The sequence below is a fragment of the Stenotrophomonas sp. YJH_SMC_48-3 genome (assembly GCF_059369375.1).
The window spans coordinates 405,673-421,453 of the sequence record NZ_JCAFSQ010000003.1; the positions used below are offsets into that span (position 1 = coordinate 405,673).

The 15,781-nt window shown below is 67.3% G+C and carries 12 protein-coding genes and 2 tRNA genes; 2 read left to right on the top strand and 12 right to left on the bottom strand.

Features of this window, described 5'->3' with window-relative positions:
* The 8 genes from pgaB to AC5P65_RS07010 form a co-directional block, all read right to left on the bottom strand.
* The gene (gene pgaB, locus AC5P65_RS06975; protein WP_164144819.1) at positions 1-1,887 is read right to left on the bottom strand and encodes a poly-beta-1,6-N-acetyl-D-glucosamine N-deacetylase PgaB; all 1,887 of its coding nucleotides are present in this window, start codon (positions 1,885-1,887) and stop codon (positions 1-3) included.
* A gap of 1 nt (position 1,888) precedes the next feature.
* The gene (pgaA, locus tag AC5P65_RS06980; protein ID WP_111102839.1) at positions 1,889-3,916 is read right to left on the bottom strand and encodes a poly-beta-1,6 N-acetyl-D-glucosamine export porin PgaA; all 2,028 of its coding nucleotides are present in this window, start codon (positions 3,914-3,916) and stop codon (positions 1,889-1,891) included.
* 342 nt (positions 3,917-4,258) lie between these two features.
* Positions 4,259-5,464, bottom strand: coding sequence for a CynX/NimT family MFS transporter (locus AC5P65_RS06985; RefSeq protein ID WP_111102841.1), 1,206 nt, complete (start codon positions 5,462-5,464; stop codon positions 4,259-4,261).
* Between the two features lie 221 nt (positions 5,465-5,685).
* A tRNA-Pro gene (locus AC5P65_RS06990) sits at positions 5,686-5,762 on the bottom strand.
* A gap of 140 nt (positions 5,763-5,902) precedes the next feature.
* A tRNA-Pro gene (locus AC5P65_RS06995) sits at positions 5,903-5,979 on the bottom strand.
* Between the two features lie 55 nt (positions 5,980-6,034).
* On the bottom strand, positions 6,035-6,151 hold the full coding sequence (cydX, locus tag AC5P65_RS07000) for a cytochrome bd-I oxidase subunit CydX (RefSeq protein WP_021204639.1): 117 nt from the start codon (positions 6,149-6,151) through the stop codon (positions 6,035-6,037).
* Positions 6,152-6,209: 58 nt separating this feature from the next.
* Entirely contained in the window at positions 6,210-7,361 is a 1,152-nt protein-coding gene (gene cydB, locus AC5P65_RS07005) for a cytochrome d ubiquinol oxidase subunit II (protein ID WP_058982786.1), read from the bottom strand.
* 15 nt (positions 7,362-7,376) lie between these two features.
* Positions 7,377-8,966, bottom strand: coding sequence for a cytochrome ubiquinol oxidase subunit I (locus tag AC5P65_RS07010; RefSeq protein WP_021204641.1), 1,590 nt, complete (start codon positions 8,964-8,966; stop codon positions 7,377-7,379).
* A gap of 228 nt (positions 8,967-9,194) precedes the next feature.
* On the opposite strand from AC5P65_RS07010, the gene cydD reads away from it, so the two are divergent.
* Entirely contained in the window at positions 9,195-10,940 is a 1,746-nt protein-coding gene (gene cydD / locus AC5P65_RS07015) for a thiol reductant ABC exporter subunit CydD (RefSeq protein ID WP_021204642.1), read from the top strand.
* The gene (gene cydC, locus AC5P65_RS07020; protein ID WP_111097858.1) at positions 10,937-12,610 is read left to right on the top strand and encodes a thiol reductant ABC exporter subunit CydC; all 1,674 of its coding nucleotides are present in this window, start codon (positions 10,937-10,939) and stop codon (positions 12,608-12,610) included. Before cydD ends, cydC begins: the two co-directional genes overlap by 4 nt.
* Positions 12,611-12,708: 98 nt before the next feature.
* Here cydC and AC5P65_RS07025 read toward each other — a convergent pair whose 3' ends face one another.
* From AC5P65_RS07025 to AC5P65_RS07040, 4 genes are all read right to left on the bottom strand, one after another.
* Complete coding sequence (locus AC5P65_RS07025) at positions 12,709-13,053, bottom strand: DUF1294 domain-containing protein (RefSeq protein ID WP_134729923.1); 345 nt, start codon at positions 13,051-13,053, stop codon at positions 12,709-12,711.
* Positions 13,054-14,166 carry a homoserine O-acetyltransferase MetX gene (metX, locus tag AC5P65_RS07030; RefSeq protein WP_180832184.1) on the bottom strand — a complete coding sequence of 371 codons (1,113 nt, stop codon included), beginning with the start codon at positions 14,164-14,166 and terminating at the stop codon, positions 13,054-13,056.
* Positions 14,167-14,346: 180 nt separating this feature from the next.
* Complete coding sequence (locus AC5P65_RS07035) at positions 14,347-15,336, bottom strand: tetratricopeptide repeat protein (RefSeq protein ID WP_227853546.1); 990 nt, start codon at positions 15,334-15,336, stop codon at positions 14,347-14,349.
* Positions 15,330-15,779: a cytochrome c-type biogenesis protein gene (locus AC5P65_RS07040; RefSeq protein WP_180832186.1), complete on the bottom strand. Its 450-nt coding sequence runs from the start codon at positions 15,777-15,779 to the stop codon at positions 15,330-15,332. Before AC5P65_RS07040 ends, AC5P65_RS07035 begins: the two co-directional genes overlap by 7 nt.
* Positions 15,780-15,781: the final 2 nt, after the last annotated feature.

The following is a 15,781-nucleotide window of genomic DNA, read 5'->3' on the forward strand; positions in this document are numbered from 1 at the left end:
TCACTTCTCCGGGTACGGGAAGTTGCCGGCGGACATCGCCGCGCGGGCATCATGGGTGGAAGGCTGGCCGGCGATGAAGTCATCCGGGTACCAGGCGAAGTGGTGCACGCCCTGCGCCTGCAGCTGGCGGATCTGCGCGCGCAGCCGCTCGGCGGGAATCGGTTGCCCGCTGCGCCAATCGACGGTCTGCAGTTCGAACAGGGTGTGCTGCAACTGGGGATCGTGCGCGCGCACCGCGGCCAGCAGCTGGTCGAGCCAGCGTTCCGGATGCCTGCTGCCTTCCATCCACGGCATCGCCATCAGTGCGGTCTGGTCGTAGGCCTTGTTGAACAGGTCCAGGCGCTGCGCGAACCAGGCCTCGCTCTGCGGACGCAGCACCGGCTCCGCGTACAGGTTGCGCACCGTGGCCAGCTTCGGCCGCCAACGCTGCGCACTGTCGCGCAGGGCCAGGGTGAAGTCGATCAGCGCCTGTGTGCGTGCGCTGCCGTCCGTACCGGCCGACAAGGTGGGCAGCTCGGTGTCGCGCAGGTAGCCATCATCATGGAAGAGCAGGCCTTCGAAATACGAATTGACGGCCAGATCCTCGTAGATGTCGAGCATGATCTGGCGTGCCTTCGGATTGGTGAAGTCCAGCCGGTACATGCCGTCGGCATCACCGTTGTGGATCGCCAGTGCCTTGCGCTGCACGGGGTCGGGCAGCTCGAAGCCGAGCACCGGCAGCCATGCGTAAACCTTCACCCCCGCGCGCGACTTCAGCTGCCAGGCGACCCGGCTGAACAGGTCCGCGCGCATCGGCATGTGCCGGTTGGGGAAGTACAGTGCATCGGCGGTGTTGTTGCCGTCCGGATCGGCGAACGCCTGCAGGTAGACGTGGGTGGGCGAGATGCGCTTGACCCGCTCGATCAGCGCATCGAGGTTGCGCCCCTGCTGCGCCGGGTCCGGGTCGTATACATCATCCAGGTCGACCTGCAACGCGCGGATGCCGTCGAGCGCAACGTCGCGCCGCAGCTCGTAGGCGAGGCCCTCCACGGTCGGGTTGTCGCTGACCAGGAAGCGCGCCAGCCCATGCAGGTCGCTGGCCACTGGCGTGCTGCGGCCTTCCAGATCGAAGGACACCGGCATGCCCAGCTGTTCGGCGATGTCGTTGCTCAACTGGTTGTAGGCCGCGTACGGCCAGACAATGGCGCGCGGGCGCACGCCCAGATGCTGCTGGATGCGCTGCACGCTGCGGCCGAGATCGGCGCGCAGGCGCTGCTCGTACTGCGCCTCGCTCTCGTAGCTGCGCGTGGCCGGCCGGTAGATGCGGGTGACCACCGCTGGCGTCGAATTGCCCTGCGGATTGGCAAGCACTCCGTGGTGCAGGTCGTCGGTATGGCTGGCCACTTCGATCAGGCCGCTGTCGTGCATCTGCTTCAGCTGCGCCCAGGTAACGAAGTCATCGTGGCCGAACGGCCGGTAGCCATAGTCGATCGTGCGCCCGGGTGCCATGTCCACGTAATCGGTGATCACTGCCACCAGCGCCGGGTAGCGGTACGCCTGCAGCAGCGGGAACGCCTTGTCGTAGACGCTGCGCAGGCCATCATCGAAGGTCAGCAGTACGGGTTTCGGTGGCAGCGTGGCGCGTCCCTGGGAGGCGTCGATCACCTGCGACAGCGAGACCGGGTGATAACCATGCGCGCCGAGCCAGTCCAGGTGTGCGGCGAAGTTCTGCGTGCTCACCGCATAGGTATCGGCATCGCCCTTGGCCGCGACCCGGTCGCGGATGTCGTGGTAGCTGAGGATCAGCAGGCCGTTGTCAGTGGCATCGAGATGCAGGGCCTGCTGCGCGAACGCCGGCGGCGTGGCGGCCAGCAGCAGGAGCACGATCAGTCGCAGGATGCGGGCCATGTCACTCTCCCCAGCGCAGTGCGGCTTCGAAGCCGATATGACGCTCGCGGTGGCCGTCGTAGACCGGCCGCGACCAGCGCACGCCGTACTCGAACACGCGGCCCTGGCCCAGCTGCCATTCGTGCATGTAGGACACCGAAGGGACCAGAGCGCTGCCGAAGCCGTCCTGCCAGTAGTCACCCAGCGAGACCGTCAGGCGGTGCCGGAAGTGGCGCTCGTAGTGCCGCCACAGCTGCTGGTCGATGCGCAGCCCGATCTCGACCATGCGGTCGCGCTTCGGGTTGAAGTAGGGCGCGTCGTCGCGGCTGCCCCGGCTGGTGTAAGCACTGGCCAGGCCGTCGATCAACCAGCGCGGGCGGGTCAGCAGGCGCTGTTCGATGCTGGTGCTGAACAGCTCGCGGTGGTTGCCGTCGTCGTAGCGGAAGCGGCTGGCGCCGAACATCCAGTGGGTCAGCTCGCTGCGCCGGTAGTCGACCTGCGCGCTCACGCTGTCAGCGGTGATGCCCGCCACGCGCGCCTGCATCGAGGCTTCCGGGTCATTGCGTGCGGCCACCAGCCCGGCATGCCAGTAATCGTTGAACTGCCAACCCACGCCGATGCGCAGGCCGGTATCGCCAATGTGGTCGTTGGCGCGCAGTACCGCCGCTTCCGCATCCAGCTGGCCGAAGCGGTAGCGTACGCCCGCGCCCAGCCACAGCGGGTCAATGCGCTGGTCCTGGAAGTCGACCGAGCGCCTGTCGGCCAAGGCGAACAACCGCCAGCGGTCGTCGAGTACCGGTGTCTGCACTTCGACCCCGTAGTGACGGTCGTTGTTGCCCAGCGGCGAGGTGCCGCCACCGCCGGAGCTGCGACCAATGTCGGTCCATGCCTTCAGCTGCCAACCGCGATGCGCCCGCCAGGCCTGGTCCATGCGTTCGACGGCGGGTTGGGTCGGGTAGCGTGCGACAAGATCGTCGTGCAGTGGCCTTGCCAGGTCATCGCGCTGCAGGGCGACGTAGGCCTCCTCCATGCCCAGCCGCGGCTCGATGTCGCGAGGGTCCAGCGCATGTGCCATCTGCTGGCGCTGCAGTGCCATGCGTGGCCATCCGCGCATCATGTAGACGCTGCCCAGCGCGCTCTGCAGTCCACCGTTGCCCGGTGCGATCTCCACCATTGATTCCAGGTCGCGCTGCGCGGTGGGCAGGTCACCGCTGTAGGCGCGTACCATCGCCAGGTTGAGGTCAGCTTCGTAGCGCGACCAGTTCGCGTATGGGGATTTGCCATTGCTCCAGCGCCACGCTGGTTCCTTGTCGCGCCATGCCTGCAGCAGGTCGATCGCCTTTTCCTGCTGCTCGCTTTCCAGGTAGGCGTAGGCCAGTTCCGAATGCGAGGCGTCGCGCGCCGGATCGCCAGCGACGGCCGCCTGCAGCACCGGGATGGCTTCTTCCGGATGCAGGGTGCCCATCAGCGAATCGCCGACCGCAGGCAGCACATAGTCGGGCAGGGCATGGCCTTCGGCCTGCAGTGCGCGGGCTTCCTCGCGCACCTGCGCATGGCGGCCCAGCCGGTTGAGCAGGATCAGCCGGTCCATGCGGACGCGAAGCGGCGCCTGCGCGGGTGGAGTGCCTTCGGCGCCCAGGTAGCGCTGCATGCGCGCCAGGGTTGATTCGGCCTCTTCCAGCCGGCTGTCTTCGCTGCTGCTGTAGGCCAGGCTCCAGACCACCAGTTTGGCCAGGTAGTCGCCTTCGATGCGCTGCTTCTGTGCAGCGTCGAACAGCTGCGGGCGCTGCTGATACAGCTCCCAGGCGCGCCACGCATTGCCGATGTCGCCCAGGGTCAGTACGCGCAGCTTGAACAGCAGATCGTCGTTGGGCTGCTGTTGGCTGGCGCGCTCGATGGCGCCGAGGGCATCCAGCCAGCGGGCCTGGTCGCGGTAGCGGCCGATCTCGGCCAGGGCCGCCTCGCGGTCGGGCGGGGCAGCACTGCTGGCCCAGGCCAGGGCGGTACAGGCAAGGCCGACGCAGAGCGCCAGCCGGCGGTGGACAACCATTGGGGACCCCCTTGGCTTCCGAACCAGACAACCTGAAAAATGTGACGCACATCACATGCCAGATTTTGGGGTGGCCGTGGCCTGCGTCACTCCCCTCGCGAACTCCCATCCAGCAGGGATGGGCGGAACCAGGACAGCGACCTGCAATGTCTTGTCTGAAACGAGAGTCCCCCGCGCACCGAGTGGTGGCCTGGGCGGCGCTGCCGCCCCCATGCCCGATGCCGGCACGCGGCAAGGATGGGCATTCGTGGGCACTATCCGCCCGGAATTGTCAGCCCGGCGTCAAAATGCGCAAACGGGCTGACGAGCGGTAGGTGGGGCCGGTTGCTGGCCCCATGCGGCTTACCAGAGGTCTTCCAGCTTGCGCGGCTTGCAGGCCACCCAGGAAGCGCACAGCATCAGGGTGGCGCAGCCGAACAGGAAGCTGAACGGGATCGTCCAGCCGTTGCTGACCGTATGCAGCCAGCCGACCAGGAACGGCCCGAGGCAGCTGAAGCTGTAACCCACGCCCTGCATGAAGCCGGACAGTGCCGCCGAGCCGGTGGGGGTGCGCGTGCGCAGGTTGATCAGGGTCAGCGCCAGCGGGAAGGTGGATGGACCGACGCCGAGCAGGCACGCCCACAGCAGAGGGGCCTTCATCGGTGCCAGCAGCAGGCCGGTGAAGGCGATCACGAACGAGAAGAAGCCGATCAGCACCAGCGGAAACGGGTTCTGCATGCGAACTGCCATGGATGGAATGACCAGCGACGGCAGCAGCCCGAGCGCCGAGAACACCGCCACCATCACGCCACCAAAGGCCGGTGTGCCGCCGGCCTCGACCACGATGCGTGGCAGCCAGGTGAACATCGAATAGGTCATCAGCGAAGTCATGCCGAACATCAGCGTCATGCTCCAGCCCAGTGAGGTGCGCCAGACTTTCCCATGCGGCTGTGCGGTCGGGTCGATGGCATCTGCCTGCGGCTTCGGTGCGCGCCTGGCCAGAACCAGCCACGGCAATGCTGCGGCCAGTGCCAGCAGTGCCCACATGCCCAGCGACACGCGCCAGCCAGCGGTGTTGGCCACCGGTACCGCCAGCAATGCGGGCAGCATGGTGCCCAGCTGCAGCACGCTGATGTAGAGCGTGCTCATGGTGCCGACCTTGTTGGCGAAGTAGCGCTTCACCAGCGGCGGCACCACCACGTTGCCGATGCCCATGCCGGCCAGTGCCAGCACCGAACCGAGCAGCAGCGTGCCGACGTTGCCGGCGCTGGAGCGCAGCAGCAGGCCAGCCATCGCCATCACCATCGCCAGCAGCGTGGTGCGCTCCAGGCCCAGGCGCCGCGCCAGCGTCGGCGTGGCCACGCCGAACACCGCGAACGAGGCGGTCGGCAGCATGCCCAGCACGCCGGTCATGGTGGTGCCGAAGCCGAACTGCTGGCCGAGTACGTCCAGCAGCGGGGTGATCGAGGTGACCGCAGTGCGCAGGTTGACCGCTGCCAGCAGGATCGCGGCAAACGCGAGGACACGACCGTGCAGCAGCGACGGCGAATCGGAAGTGGAGGAACTCATCGGTGGTCCTTGCAGGTGTCGCACGCCGGGGCAATGGCATGCAGCGCCGGCATCGGTCTACGCCGAAGCGGCAGGTGGGGGAGGGGCTGCTGGCGGGCCGGCAGCGCGGCCATTGTACGTGCGCTGCCTGGCAAGGTCCCGTCATGCGGGAGGCCTGGCGCCTGGTACAAAAAAACCCGGAGGACAGTGATGTCTTCCAGGCTTCTTGGTGACCACCGAAGTGGTCGGGGAGACAGGATTCGAACCTGCGACCTCTACGTCCCGAACGTAGCGCTCTACCAGACTGAGCTACACCCCGAAGGGAGCCGCCTATTCTAGCGATTCATCCCGATGGCGGCAAGGGGTGAACGCTGTTTTCTTCACACCGCAAAAGCGGTGCCACTTCAGGGAACAAAAAAGCCTGGGCGACATCACCAGGCTTCAATGCGACCACCGAAGTGGTCGGGGAGACAGGATTCGAACCTGCGACCTCTACGTCCCGAACGTAGCGCTCTACCAGACTGAGCTACACCCCGAAGGAGCCGCCTAAGATACCGTGTGAAGGCCAAGGCGGCAAGGTCTTTTTACATCTCAGCGACGATTTTCGTTCTCGATGCGGTTCTGCTCGCGGGCTTCGAACCACATGCCGTTGAGGATGGCCACCGTCGAGGCGAGGCCGGCACCGAGAATCCAGGCGAAATACCACATGATCAGTCTCCTTCATTCCGGGTAGGTGCCGACCGTTGGTCGGCACACGTGCAAGCAATCAATACGCGTTGGGGTTGTTGCCCATCTCTTCGGAGGTGGTCTTGCCCTTCAGCACGCGGTACACCCAGGTGGTGTAGGCGAGGATGATCGGCAGGAACACCGCCGTGGCCAGCAGCATGATCCACAGGGTCAGGTGGCTGGACGAGGCATCCCACACGGTCAGGCTGGAGGTGGGCTGGCTCGAGGACGGCAGCAGGAACGGGAAGATGGCGAAGCCGACGGTCAGGATGATGCCGGCGATGGCCGCACCGGAGGCGATGAAGGCCAGGCCACCACGACGGGCCCGCAGCAGCACCGCACTGGCCAGCAGGCCGGCCAGGCCGAGCAGGGGGGCCAGGATCGTGGCCGGCATCGCGCTGTAGTTGCGCATCCAGCCACCGGCGGCGCCGAGTTCGGCGGTCTTCAGCAGCGGATTGGTGGCGCCATCGGTAACCACCTGCGAGGTGATCTGGTAACCCGGAAGGCCGAAGGCCACCCAGGCGCCGCCGACTGCGAACAGCACGAAGGCGATGATCGCCGCGATGCTGCCGAATCGGGCGGCACGCTCGGCCACCGCGCCGTCGGTCTTGATCACCAGCATGGCGGCACCGTGGGCGACCAGCATCGACACGCTCAGCAGGCCGGCCAGCAGCGCGAAGGGCATCAGCAGGCCGAAGAACGAGCCGGTGTAGAAGATGCGCATGCTGTCATCGAAATGGAACGGCACGCCCAGCAGCACGTTGCCCACTGCCACGCCCATGATCAGCGCCGGGATGAAGCCACCGATGAACAGCGCCCAGTCCCAGGTGTTGCGCCAGCGTTCGCTGGGCATCTTGCTGCGGAACTTGAAGCCGACCGGGCGCAGGATCAGGGCGAACAGGATCACGAACATCGCCAGGTAGAAGCCAGAGAAGCTGACCGCGTACAGCGGCGGCCAGGCGGCGAAGATGGCGCCGCCACCCAGGATCAGCCACACCTGGTTGCCTTCCCAGACCGGGCCGATGGTGTTGATCACCCGGCGGCGTTCGGCGTCAGTGCGGGCGACGAAGGGCAGCAGGGTGCCCACGCCCAGGTCGAAACCATCCATCACGGCAAAACCGATCAGCAGGATGCCAAGCAGCAGCCACCAGATCACGCGCAGCGTGGTGTAGTCCAGAAGAATGAAATCCATCTTGGTTCTCCTGCCTCAGGCCTGGCCGGCGACCGGCGCCGAGGCATTGTGGGAAGCATGCGGCTGGGGCGACTGCAGCGATGGCAGCAGCTCGTCCGGACCCTTGCGGATCGCCTTGAGCATCAGCTTGATCTCGACCACGATCAGCGCGGTGTAGATGGCAGTGAAGCCGGCCAGGGTGAGCACGATTTCATGCAGGGCCAGCCCCGATGCCGCATAGAAGGTTGGCAGCACGCCATCGACCGCCCACGGCTGGCGACCATACTCGGCCACGAACCAGCCGCACTCGATCGCGATCCACGGTGCCGGCAGCGTCCACACGGCCAGCTTGAGGAACCAGCGCTTGTCCTGGAAGTTGTTGCGGCAGGAGTAGTAGAAGGCCAGTGCGAAGAAGGCGATCAGGTAGAAGCCCAGGCCGGCCATCACGCGGAAGGTCCAGAACAGCGGCATCACGCGCGGCACGGTGTCCATCGCCGCCTGCGAGATCTCCTGCGGGGTGGCGTTGAGGATGTCATCGCGATAGCGCTTGAGCAGCAGGCCGTGGCCCAGGTCCTGCCAGTGGCGGTCGAACATCTCGCGTGCTTCGACGTCGTTCTTGTTCGCACGCAGGCGTTCCAGCGCGCCGTAGGCCAGCTGGCCGCCACGCACGCGGTGTTCGGCGCGCTCGACCAGTTCCAGGATGCCCGGAATCGGCTGGTTCAACGAACGGGTGGCGATCAGGCCCATCAGGTAGGGGATCTTCACCGCGTAGTCGTTCTGGTGGGTGTCCTGGTTCGGGATGCCGAAGGCGGTGAAGTCGGCCGGCGCACGCTCGGTCTCCCACATCGCTTCGATCGCGGCCAGCTTCATCTTCTGGTGTTCGCTGGCGGCGTAGCCACTCTCGTCACCCAGCACCACCACCGACAGCGAGGACAGCAGGCCGAACGCCGCGGCCACCGCGAACGAACGTCGGGCCAGGTCCTTGTGCTTGTTGCGCAGCAGGAACAGGGCACTGATCGCCATCACGAACACCGCACCGGTCACGTAGCCGGCGCTGACGGTGTGCACGAACTTGGCCTGCGCCACCGGGTTGAACACCACCGCCATGAAGTCGACCACTTCCATGCGCATGGTTTCCGTGTTGAACACCGCACCGGTCGGGTTCTGCATCCAGCCATTGGCGACCAGGATCCAGATCGCCGACAGGTTGGTGCCCAACGCCATCAGCCAGGTCACCATCAGGTGCTTGACCTTGCTCAGGCGATTCCAGCCGAAGAAGAACAGGCCGACGAAGGTGGCTTCCAGGAAGAAGGCCATCAGGCCTTCGATCGCCAGCGGCGCACCGAAGATGTCACCCACGTAGTGGCTGTAGTAGGACCAGTTCATGCCGAACTGGAACTCCATGACAATGCCGGTGGCGACGCCCATGGCGAAGTTGATGCCGAACAGGACGCCCCAGAACAGGGTCATCCTGCGCCAGATCTCCTTGCCGGTCATCACGTACACGCTCTCCATGATGGCCACCATGAAGGACAGGCCGAGGGTGAGCGGTACGAATAGGAAGTGGTACATCGCGGTCAGCGCGAATTGCAGCCGCGACAGTTCTACGACTGTCTGATCAATCATGGCCTGGCTACCTCGTTGGATAGTGCCGTTGCAGGTGGCGGGAAGGGTGGTCTACGACGTGAATGATGTGACCGACTACTTCAAACAGCCTTGATCCAGATCAATGTATGAACAGGTGCCCCGGTTGATCGTATGCCAACCTGATGAAGACTGCGACCGCCGGCCGCAGGGGCGGGCTATTGCCTGCGCCTACAATGCCGTGTCTCCCCCGTTGCCCGTGAAGACCTCTTGAGCGCTGCCGAAACGACCCCTGACGGCCTGTCCCCGGAAGCTGAAACCGCCCGCCAGCGGCGTGTGCGCACGGCCTGGCTGGCCGACCTGGCACGCTCCGCCCGGGCCCGCCAGCGCCTGGCCGCGCTGTGCATCAGCCTGTCCGGCGCGCTGTTGATCGGCCAAGCTGCCGCCATCGCCTGGCTGGTGCAGCAGGTGCTGGTGGAGCGCGTGCCGCTGGCCTCGGGACTGCCAGCGCTGGGTGGGCTGGCGGTGATCCTGGTGCTGCGCACGCTGCTGGGCAGCGCCACCCAGGCGGCTGCCGGTGACGTGGCCGACGCCGCACGCCTGGCATTGCGCGAACGCGTGTTCGCACGCCTGCTGGGCCACGGCCCACTGTGGCTGCGGCAGCGCCGCACCGGCGAACTGGGCGAACTGATGCTGCATCACGGTGATGCGATCGAGAGCTATTACAGCGGCTTCCTGCCGGTGCGCACTGAAGTGGTGGTGGTGCCGCTACTGATCCTGGCCGCTGTCGCCTGGGTCGACTGGGTGGTGGCGCTGATCCTGCTGTTCACTGCGCCGCTGGTGCCATTTTTCATGATGCTGGTGGGCTGGGGCGCCGAAGCGGCCGGCCGTGCGCAGCTGGGTGAGCTGGCACGCATGAGCGGCCATTTCGCCGACCGGATCAAGGGCCTGGGCCTGCTACGCCTGTATGGCCGCGGCGAAGCTGAGCTGGAGGGGATCGAGGCGGCTGCCGAAGGCGTGCGCGTGCGCACCCTGAAGGTTCTGCGCATCGCTTTCCTCTCGTCCACGGTGCTGGAATTCTTCGCCTCGGTGAGCGTGGCGATGGTGGCGCTGTACCTGGGCCTGAGCTATCTGGGCATGATGTCGCTGCATGCAGCGGTGCCGACGCTGGGTGCGGGGCTGTTCTGCCTGCTGCTGGCACCGGAATTCTATGCGCCGCTGCGACGGCTGGCCGCGCATTACCATGATCGCGCCAATGCACTGGCCGCCGCCGCCGAAGTGGAGCGCCTGCTGCAGTCGCTGCCCGATGAGCAGGGCCTGATCGAGAACGAGGTTGCACCTTTGGCGGTGGAGCCGGCCGAGGCCGCCTTGCCGCCGCTGCAGGCACAAGGGCTGGTGCTGCGCCCGCTGGGCGCGCCGCAGGATGTGCTGCAGGATCTGGACCTGCGGCTGGAGCCGGGCCAGCGCCTGGCCCTGGTTGGTCCCAGCGGCTCCGGTAAAAGCACCCTGCTGGAAGCGCTGGCCGGCTGGCTGCCGCCGCGCGCCGGCAAGCTGCAGCTGCGTCCCGGTGTGCAGGTGGCCTATGCCAGCCAGCGCCCCTACCTGTTCCACGGCAGCATTGCCGACAACCTGCGCCTGGCCGATCCGGGTGCCAGCGATGCGCGTCTTCGTGCGGTGGCCGAGGCCGCGCAGGTGCTGCAGTTCGCACAGCGCCTGCCACTGGGCCTGGACACGGTGATCGGCGAACGTGGCTTCGGCCTGTCCGGCGGCGAAGCCCGTCGTATCGGCCTGGCCCGGTTGTTGCTGCGCGATCCGCAGGTGCTGCTGCTGGACGAACCCACCGCGTTCCTCGATGCCGATACCGAAGCGGCGCTTTTGCGCAGCCTGGCCGCCTATGCACGTGGCCGCAGCGTGGTGGTCGCCACCCACAGCCCGGCGGTGATCGCCTGGGCCGACCGTTGCCTGCTGTTGCCGGAAGGCCGCCTGGTCGAGCCGGCACAGGCGGTGCGCGCATGAGCCGTTCGCCTGATTCGCTGCGCGCGGTGTTCCTGCGCCATCGGCCGCGCCTGCTGCTCACCGTGCTGCTGCTGTGGACCACCATGCTGGCCGGCACCGCATTGCTAGGTCTGTCCGGTGGCTTCCTCACCGCCGCCGCGTTGGCTGGCGCGGCCGGCCTCGGCCAAGGCTTCAACTTCTTTTCACCGTCCGCTGGCATACGCGGGCTGACGATGGCGCGCATCGTGTCGCGCTATTTCGAGAAGCTGGTCGGCCACGACGCCACGCTGCGCATCGCCCGCGACCTGCGCGTGTGGTTCTTCCGCCGCGCGTTGCCGCTGGCACCCACACGGTTGGGGGCTACGCGCACCGGCGACCTTCTGGCGCGCCTGCTCGGCGATATCGGTGAAGTGGACGGCCTGCTGGTGCGTGCGATCGGGCTGCTGGTGGCGTTGGGCGGATTGTCGCTGGTCGCGATCGTTTCGGCGGCACTGATCCTGCCGTCGGCTGCGGTGCTGATGGCGGTGCTGGCGCTGCTGATCGCCTTCGGCGTGCCGTGGCTGGGCGTGCGTGGCCATGACGACGAGGAGGCCGACCGTGCCGCGCATCGTGCCGCATTGCGTACCGCTGCATTCGAAGGGCTGGAAGGTGCGGGTGACCTGGCCGCGCTGCACGCCGATGCGGCCTGGCAGCTCAAGGTACGCGTAGCTGCCAAGCAGCTGGCCTCGCGTGATCGCCGCCGCCGCTGGCGCCTGATCGCGGCCTCGACGCTGCACGGTCTGGTCGCCGGGCTGGGGCTGGTGGCGATGCTGGCATTGGCCCTGCATGCGGCCGAACAGCAGCGCATCGCGCCGGAGATGGCCGCGGGCCTGGTGTTCCTGACCGTGGCGTTGATCGAGCTGTGGGCCGGCATGGGCCTGGCCTGGCAGTCGCTGCAGTCCGGGCGCATTGCCGCCGAGCGGTTGCAGGCCATCGTCGAGCAACCGCCGACGGTGGACGATCCGCAGGCGCCGCAGCCGGTACCGCAGGCCGCGCGCGTACAGTGGGATGACGTGCATTTCCAGTGGCCCGGTGCGGCGCGGCCGGTGCTGTCCGGCCTGCATCTGACCCTGGCGCCGGGCGAGCGCATCGCGATTCGCGGCGACAGCGGCAGCGGCAAGACCACGCTGTCCAGCCTGCTGCTGCGGCTGTGGGATCCGCAGCAGGGACGGCTGACCTACGGTGGCCGCGATCTGCGTGATTTCGCCCAGGCTGACTGGCACCGGCAACTGGCGTGGCTGCCGCAGAACGCGCCGGTGTTTGCCGGCAGCGTGGCCGAGAACCTGCGCCTTGGTGATCCCGATGCCAGCGACGCCGCGTTGTGGGCGGTGCTGCGCCGCGTGCGTCTGGGCGAATGGGCCGAGCGCAACGGCGGCCTGCAGGCCTGGGTGGGCGAGAACGGCGCGACGATGTCAGCCGGCCAGGCGCGGCGGTTGGCACTGGCGCGCGCGCTGCTGCGCAATGCGCCGATCCTGCTGCTGGACGAACCGACCGAAGGCCTCGACGTGGATACCGCACGCGCGTTGTTGCAGGACCTTTCCGGGTTGCTGGACGGGCGCAGCCTGTTGATGATCACCCACGACGACCTGCCCGAAGGCGTGGTCGATGCGCAGTACCGGTTGCGTGATGGGGTGTTGGAGCGCGAAGCGTGAAAACACCCCGGTAGTGCCGGCCGCTGGCCGGCAACCACGCATCCGCGTCGAACATCATGACGTTGCCGGCCAGCGGCCGGCACTACCCATTCGAACGGTTACCGCGAGAACTCGCGCAGCATCACCGCGATCGAGGCCACGTTGGCCAGCACGCACAGCCAGAACACCCACTGGAATGCGGCCTTGCGGTGCTTGTGGCGGAACAGCGCTTGGCCCAGCAGCGCGCCCGGCCAGCCACCGGCAAAGGCCAGCAGCTGCAGGGTGCGCTCGGGAATACGCCACTGCTTTCGCTGCGCCGCGCGCTTGTCATGGCCATAGAGGCCGAACGACACCGCACTGGCCAGCAGGCACCAGCCGCCCAGCCACAGCGGCAGCACGCCGCTGATCATCAGCGCGATCAACGCGCCGAACGCGGCCAGTGCGAGGTTACGCCGCCACGCCACTTACAATGCGTCGAGGAAGCCGCGCACGGCGGGGCCGAAACGATCGAAGTCGACCAGGAAGGCGTCGTGACCCTGCGGTGACTCCAATCCGATGAAATGGGCGTCAGCGCCTCCGGCACGCAGGCCATCGGCGACCTGTTGCTGCTGCTGCACCGGGAACAGGATGTCGGTGTTGGCGCCGATGGCCAGCGCCTTCTCCACCCGGATCTTCGCCAGCCCGGCCAGCACATCGCCATCGGCGTACTCGGCCAGGTCGAACCAGTCCATCGAGCGGCTCAGGTACAGATAGCAGTTGGGATCGAAGAATCGCACGAAGCGCCGTGCGTGGCCTTCCAGGTAACTTTCCACCTGGAATTCGAGGCCGAACGGATCGTCGTCGGTCTGGTCCGAATCCAGCCGCACGCGGCCAAAGCGGCCATCCCATTCCAGTGCCGAACGGTAGGTGATCACGCCCAGCTTGCGGGCCATGCGCATGCCGGACTCGGGATACGCGTCGTCGTCGTAGTGGCCGCCATTCCAGCGCGGGTCAAGGCGGATTGCCTCGCGCTGCAGCGAGCGGATCGCGATGGAGAACGGCAGCGCCTGCGCGCTGCCGGAAATGTTGACGTGGCTGCGCGCAATGCCCGGGTGCAGCATCAGCACGGCCAACGCGGTCATGCCGCCCATCGAGTTGCCGACCACGCAGGCCAGCTGCTCGATGCCCAGCGCACGCACGACTTCGATGGCGGCGCGCGCGCCGTCTTCGATCGACAGCTCGGGGAAGTCGAGACGATACGGCTGGCCGGTGGCCGGGTTGAGCGAGGCAGGACCGGTCGAGCCCTTGCAGCTGCCCAGCGAATTCACGCACACCACGAACCAGCGGTTGGTATCGATGGGTTTGTCGGGGCCAACCATCGCTTCCCACCAGCCCGGTGCCGGGTTGGCCTCGTTGGCCGCTGCATGCGCGTCTGGGGACAGGCCGGTCACGATCAGGATCGCATTGCTGGCGTCAGTCGCCAGCGTTCCCCAGGTCTCGTAGGCCGCGCGCGCGCCGTGCAGGGCGCCACCGCGCTTGAACGAGAAGGGCGAAGGCAGGGCGTGGAAGCGGGTGCCGGGCGGGATGAATTCGGTCATGCAGCCATTCTAGCGGGGCCGCATGTGCAGCTGGCGACACGCTGGATTCCAGCAGCGGGTGGACGCGGACCGGACCGTCGTATCCACGCATGGCGTGGATCTGCTGTAGAGCCGAGCCGATGCTCGGCTGGCGGGCGCCGGCAAGCCAATCGCAGCCGAGCGTGGGCTCGGCTCTACAAGTCAGGGAAACCGCAGTTCCACCACGCCTTCATGCGGCAGGCTTACCTTCACCGGAACGCTCTGCAGGTCGTCCTCGCTGCGGTTGGCGCTGCCGGTGCGTGAGATGCGTGCCAGCACTTCCACTTCGCGATGGGCCGACAGCGGTGCGGTTGGCATCGGACTGTCACCGTCGCCCAGCCCGACCGTGTCCGGGAATCCGCTCAGCGGCAGCTTGCGTGCGGCCACCGGCATCGGCGGTCCACCCACGGCGCGGGCCAGCACGAATACCTGGGTGCTGGCCGGCCACTCGGTGCGCTTCAACGCAGGCAGCTGCACACGCACCTGCAACAGCGCCGGTGCAGCGACTGCCGTCGCGTCCGGTGCCTGGCCTGCGGCCTCGCGGGCAATCGCGATCTGCGCCTGCAGCGCCTGCGCGGCACCCGGTTCCAGTCGCGGCAGCAGGCCGCTCCACACATCCGCGGCCTCGGCATTCTTTCCGCGTTGGCGCAGGGCGATGCCCAGCAGCCAGCTGGCGCGCTCGGCGTCAGGGGCCTGTGTACGTGCCTGCTGCAACCAGGCCATCGCGGTGTCATCGAACTGCTTGCCGGCATCAGCCTGCGCGCGCGCCTGCGCGGCTTCCACCAGCACGCCAGGATCATCCGGTGCCAATTCGGCGGCCTTCGCGAAGGCGTCTGCCGCAGCTGAGGCATTGCCCAGTTCTGCCTGCGAACGCCCGAGCAATGCCCAGCCATCGGCACGCTGAGGGTCGCGCTTCAGTGCATCCTGCAGGGCCTGCACGCCATCGCGCAGGGTGGCTACCGACGGCGTCGGCTGCAGCTGTGCTGCACGCGGATCACCGACCAGCAGGTACAGGCAGGCACCGGCCACGCCCAGTGCGAACACGCCGACCACGAAACCGCGACGACCGTGGTGGCGCAACGGCCACAGCACCAGTGCTGCCATCAGCGCAGCAACCAGGCCGGCCAGCACCGGCAGCCAATGGTTCACCATTCGTCTCCTTCATCGGCCTTGCCGGCCGGCGCCGCGCCGACGGTGCGTCCACGTCGGCGGACGATGCCCAGCACCACCAGTGCACCGGCGCCGAGCACCAGCAGGGGGCCGCCCCACAGCAGCCAGGTGCCCGGCTGCAACGGTGGTTGATAGAGCACGAACTCACCGTAGCGGGCGACCAGGAACTGCTTGATCTGTGCGTCGTCGTGGCCCTGCTGCATCAACTGCAGCACCTCCCGGCGCAGGTCCTGGGCGATCTGCGCGTTGGAGTCGGCCAGCGACTGGTTCTGGCACTGCACGCAGCGCAGCTGCGCGGCCAGGTCATGGAAGCGGCGTTCCTCGGCACCATCGCGGAACTGCAGCGGCTGCGGATCGTGCAGCGGCTGCTGGGCCAGCGCGGCCAGCGGCAGCATCAGGAGCAGCAGCGCCAGCAGCCAGCGCATCG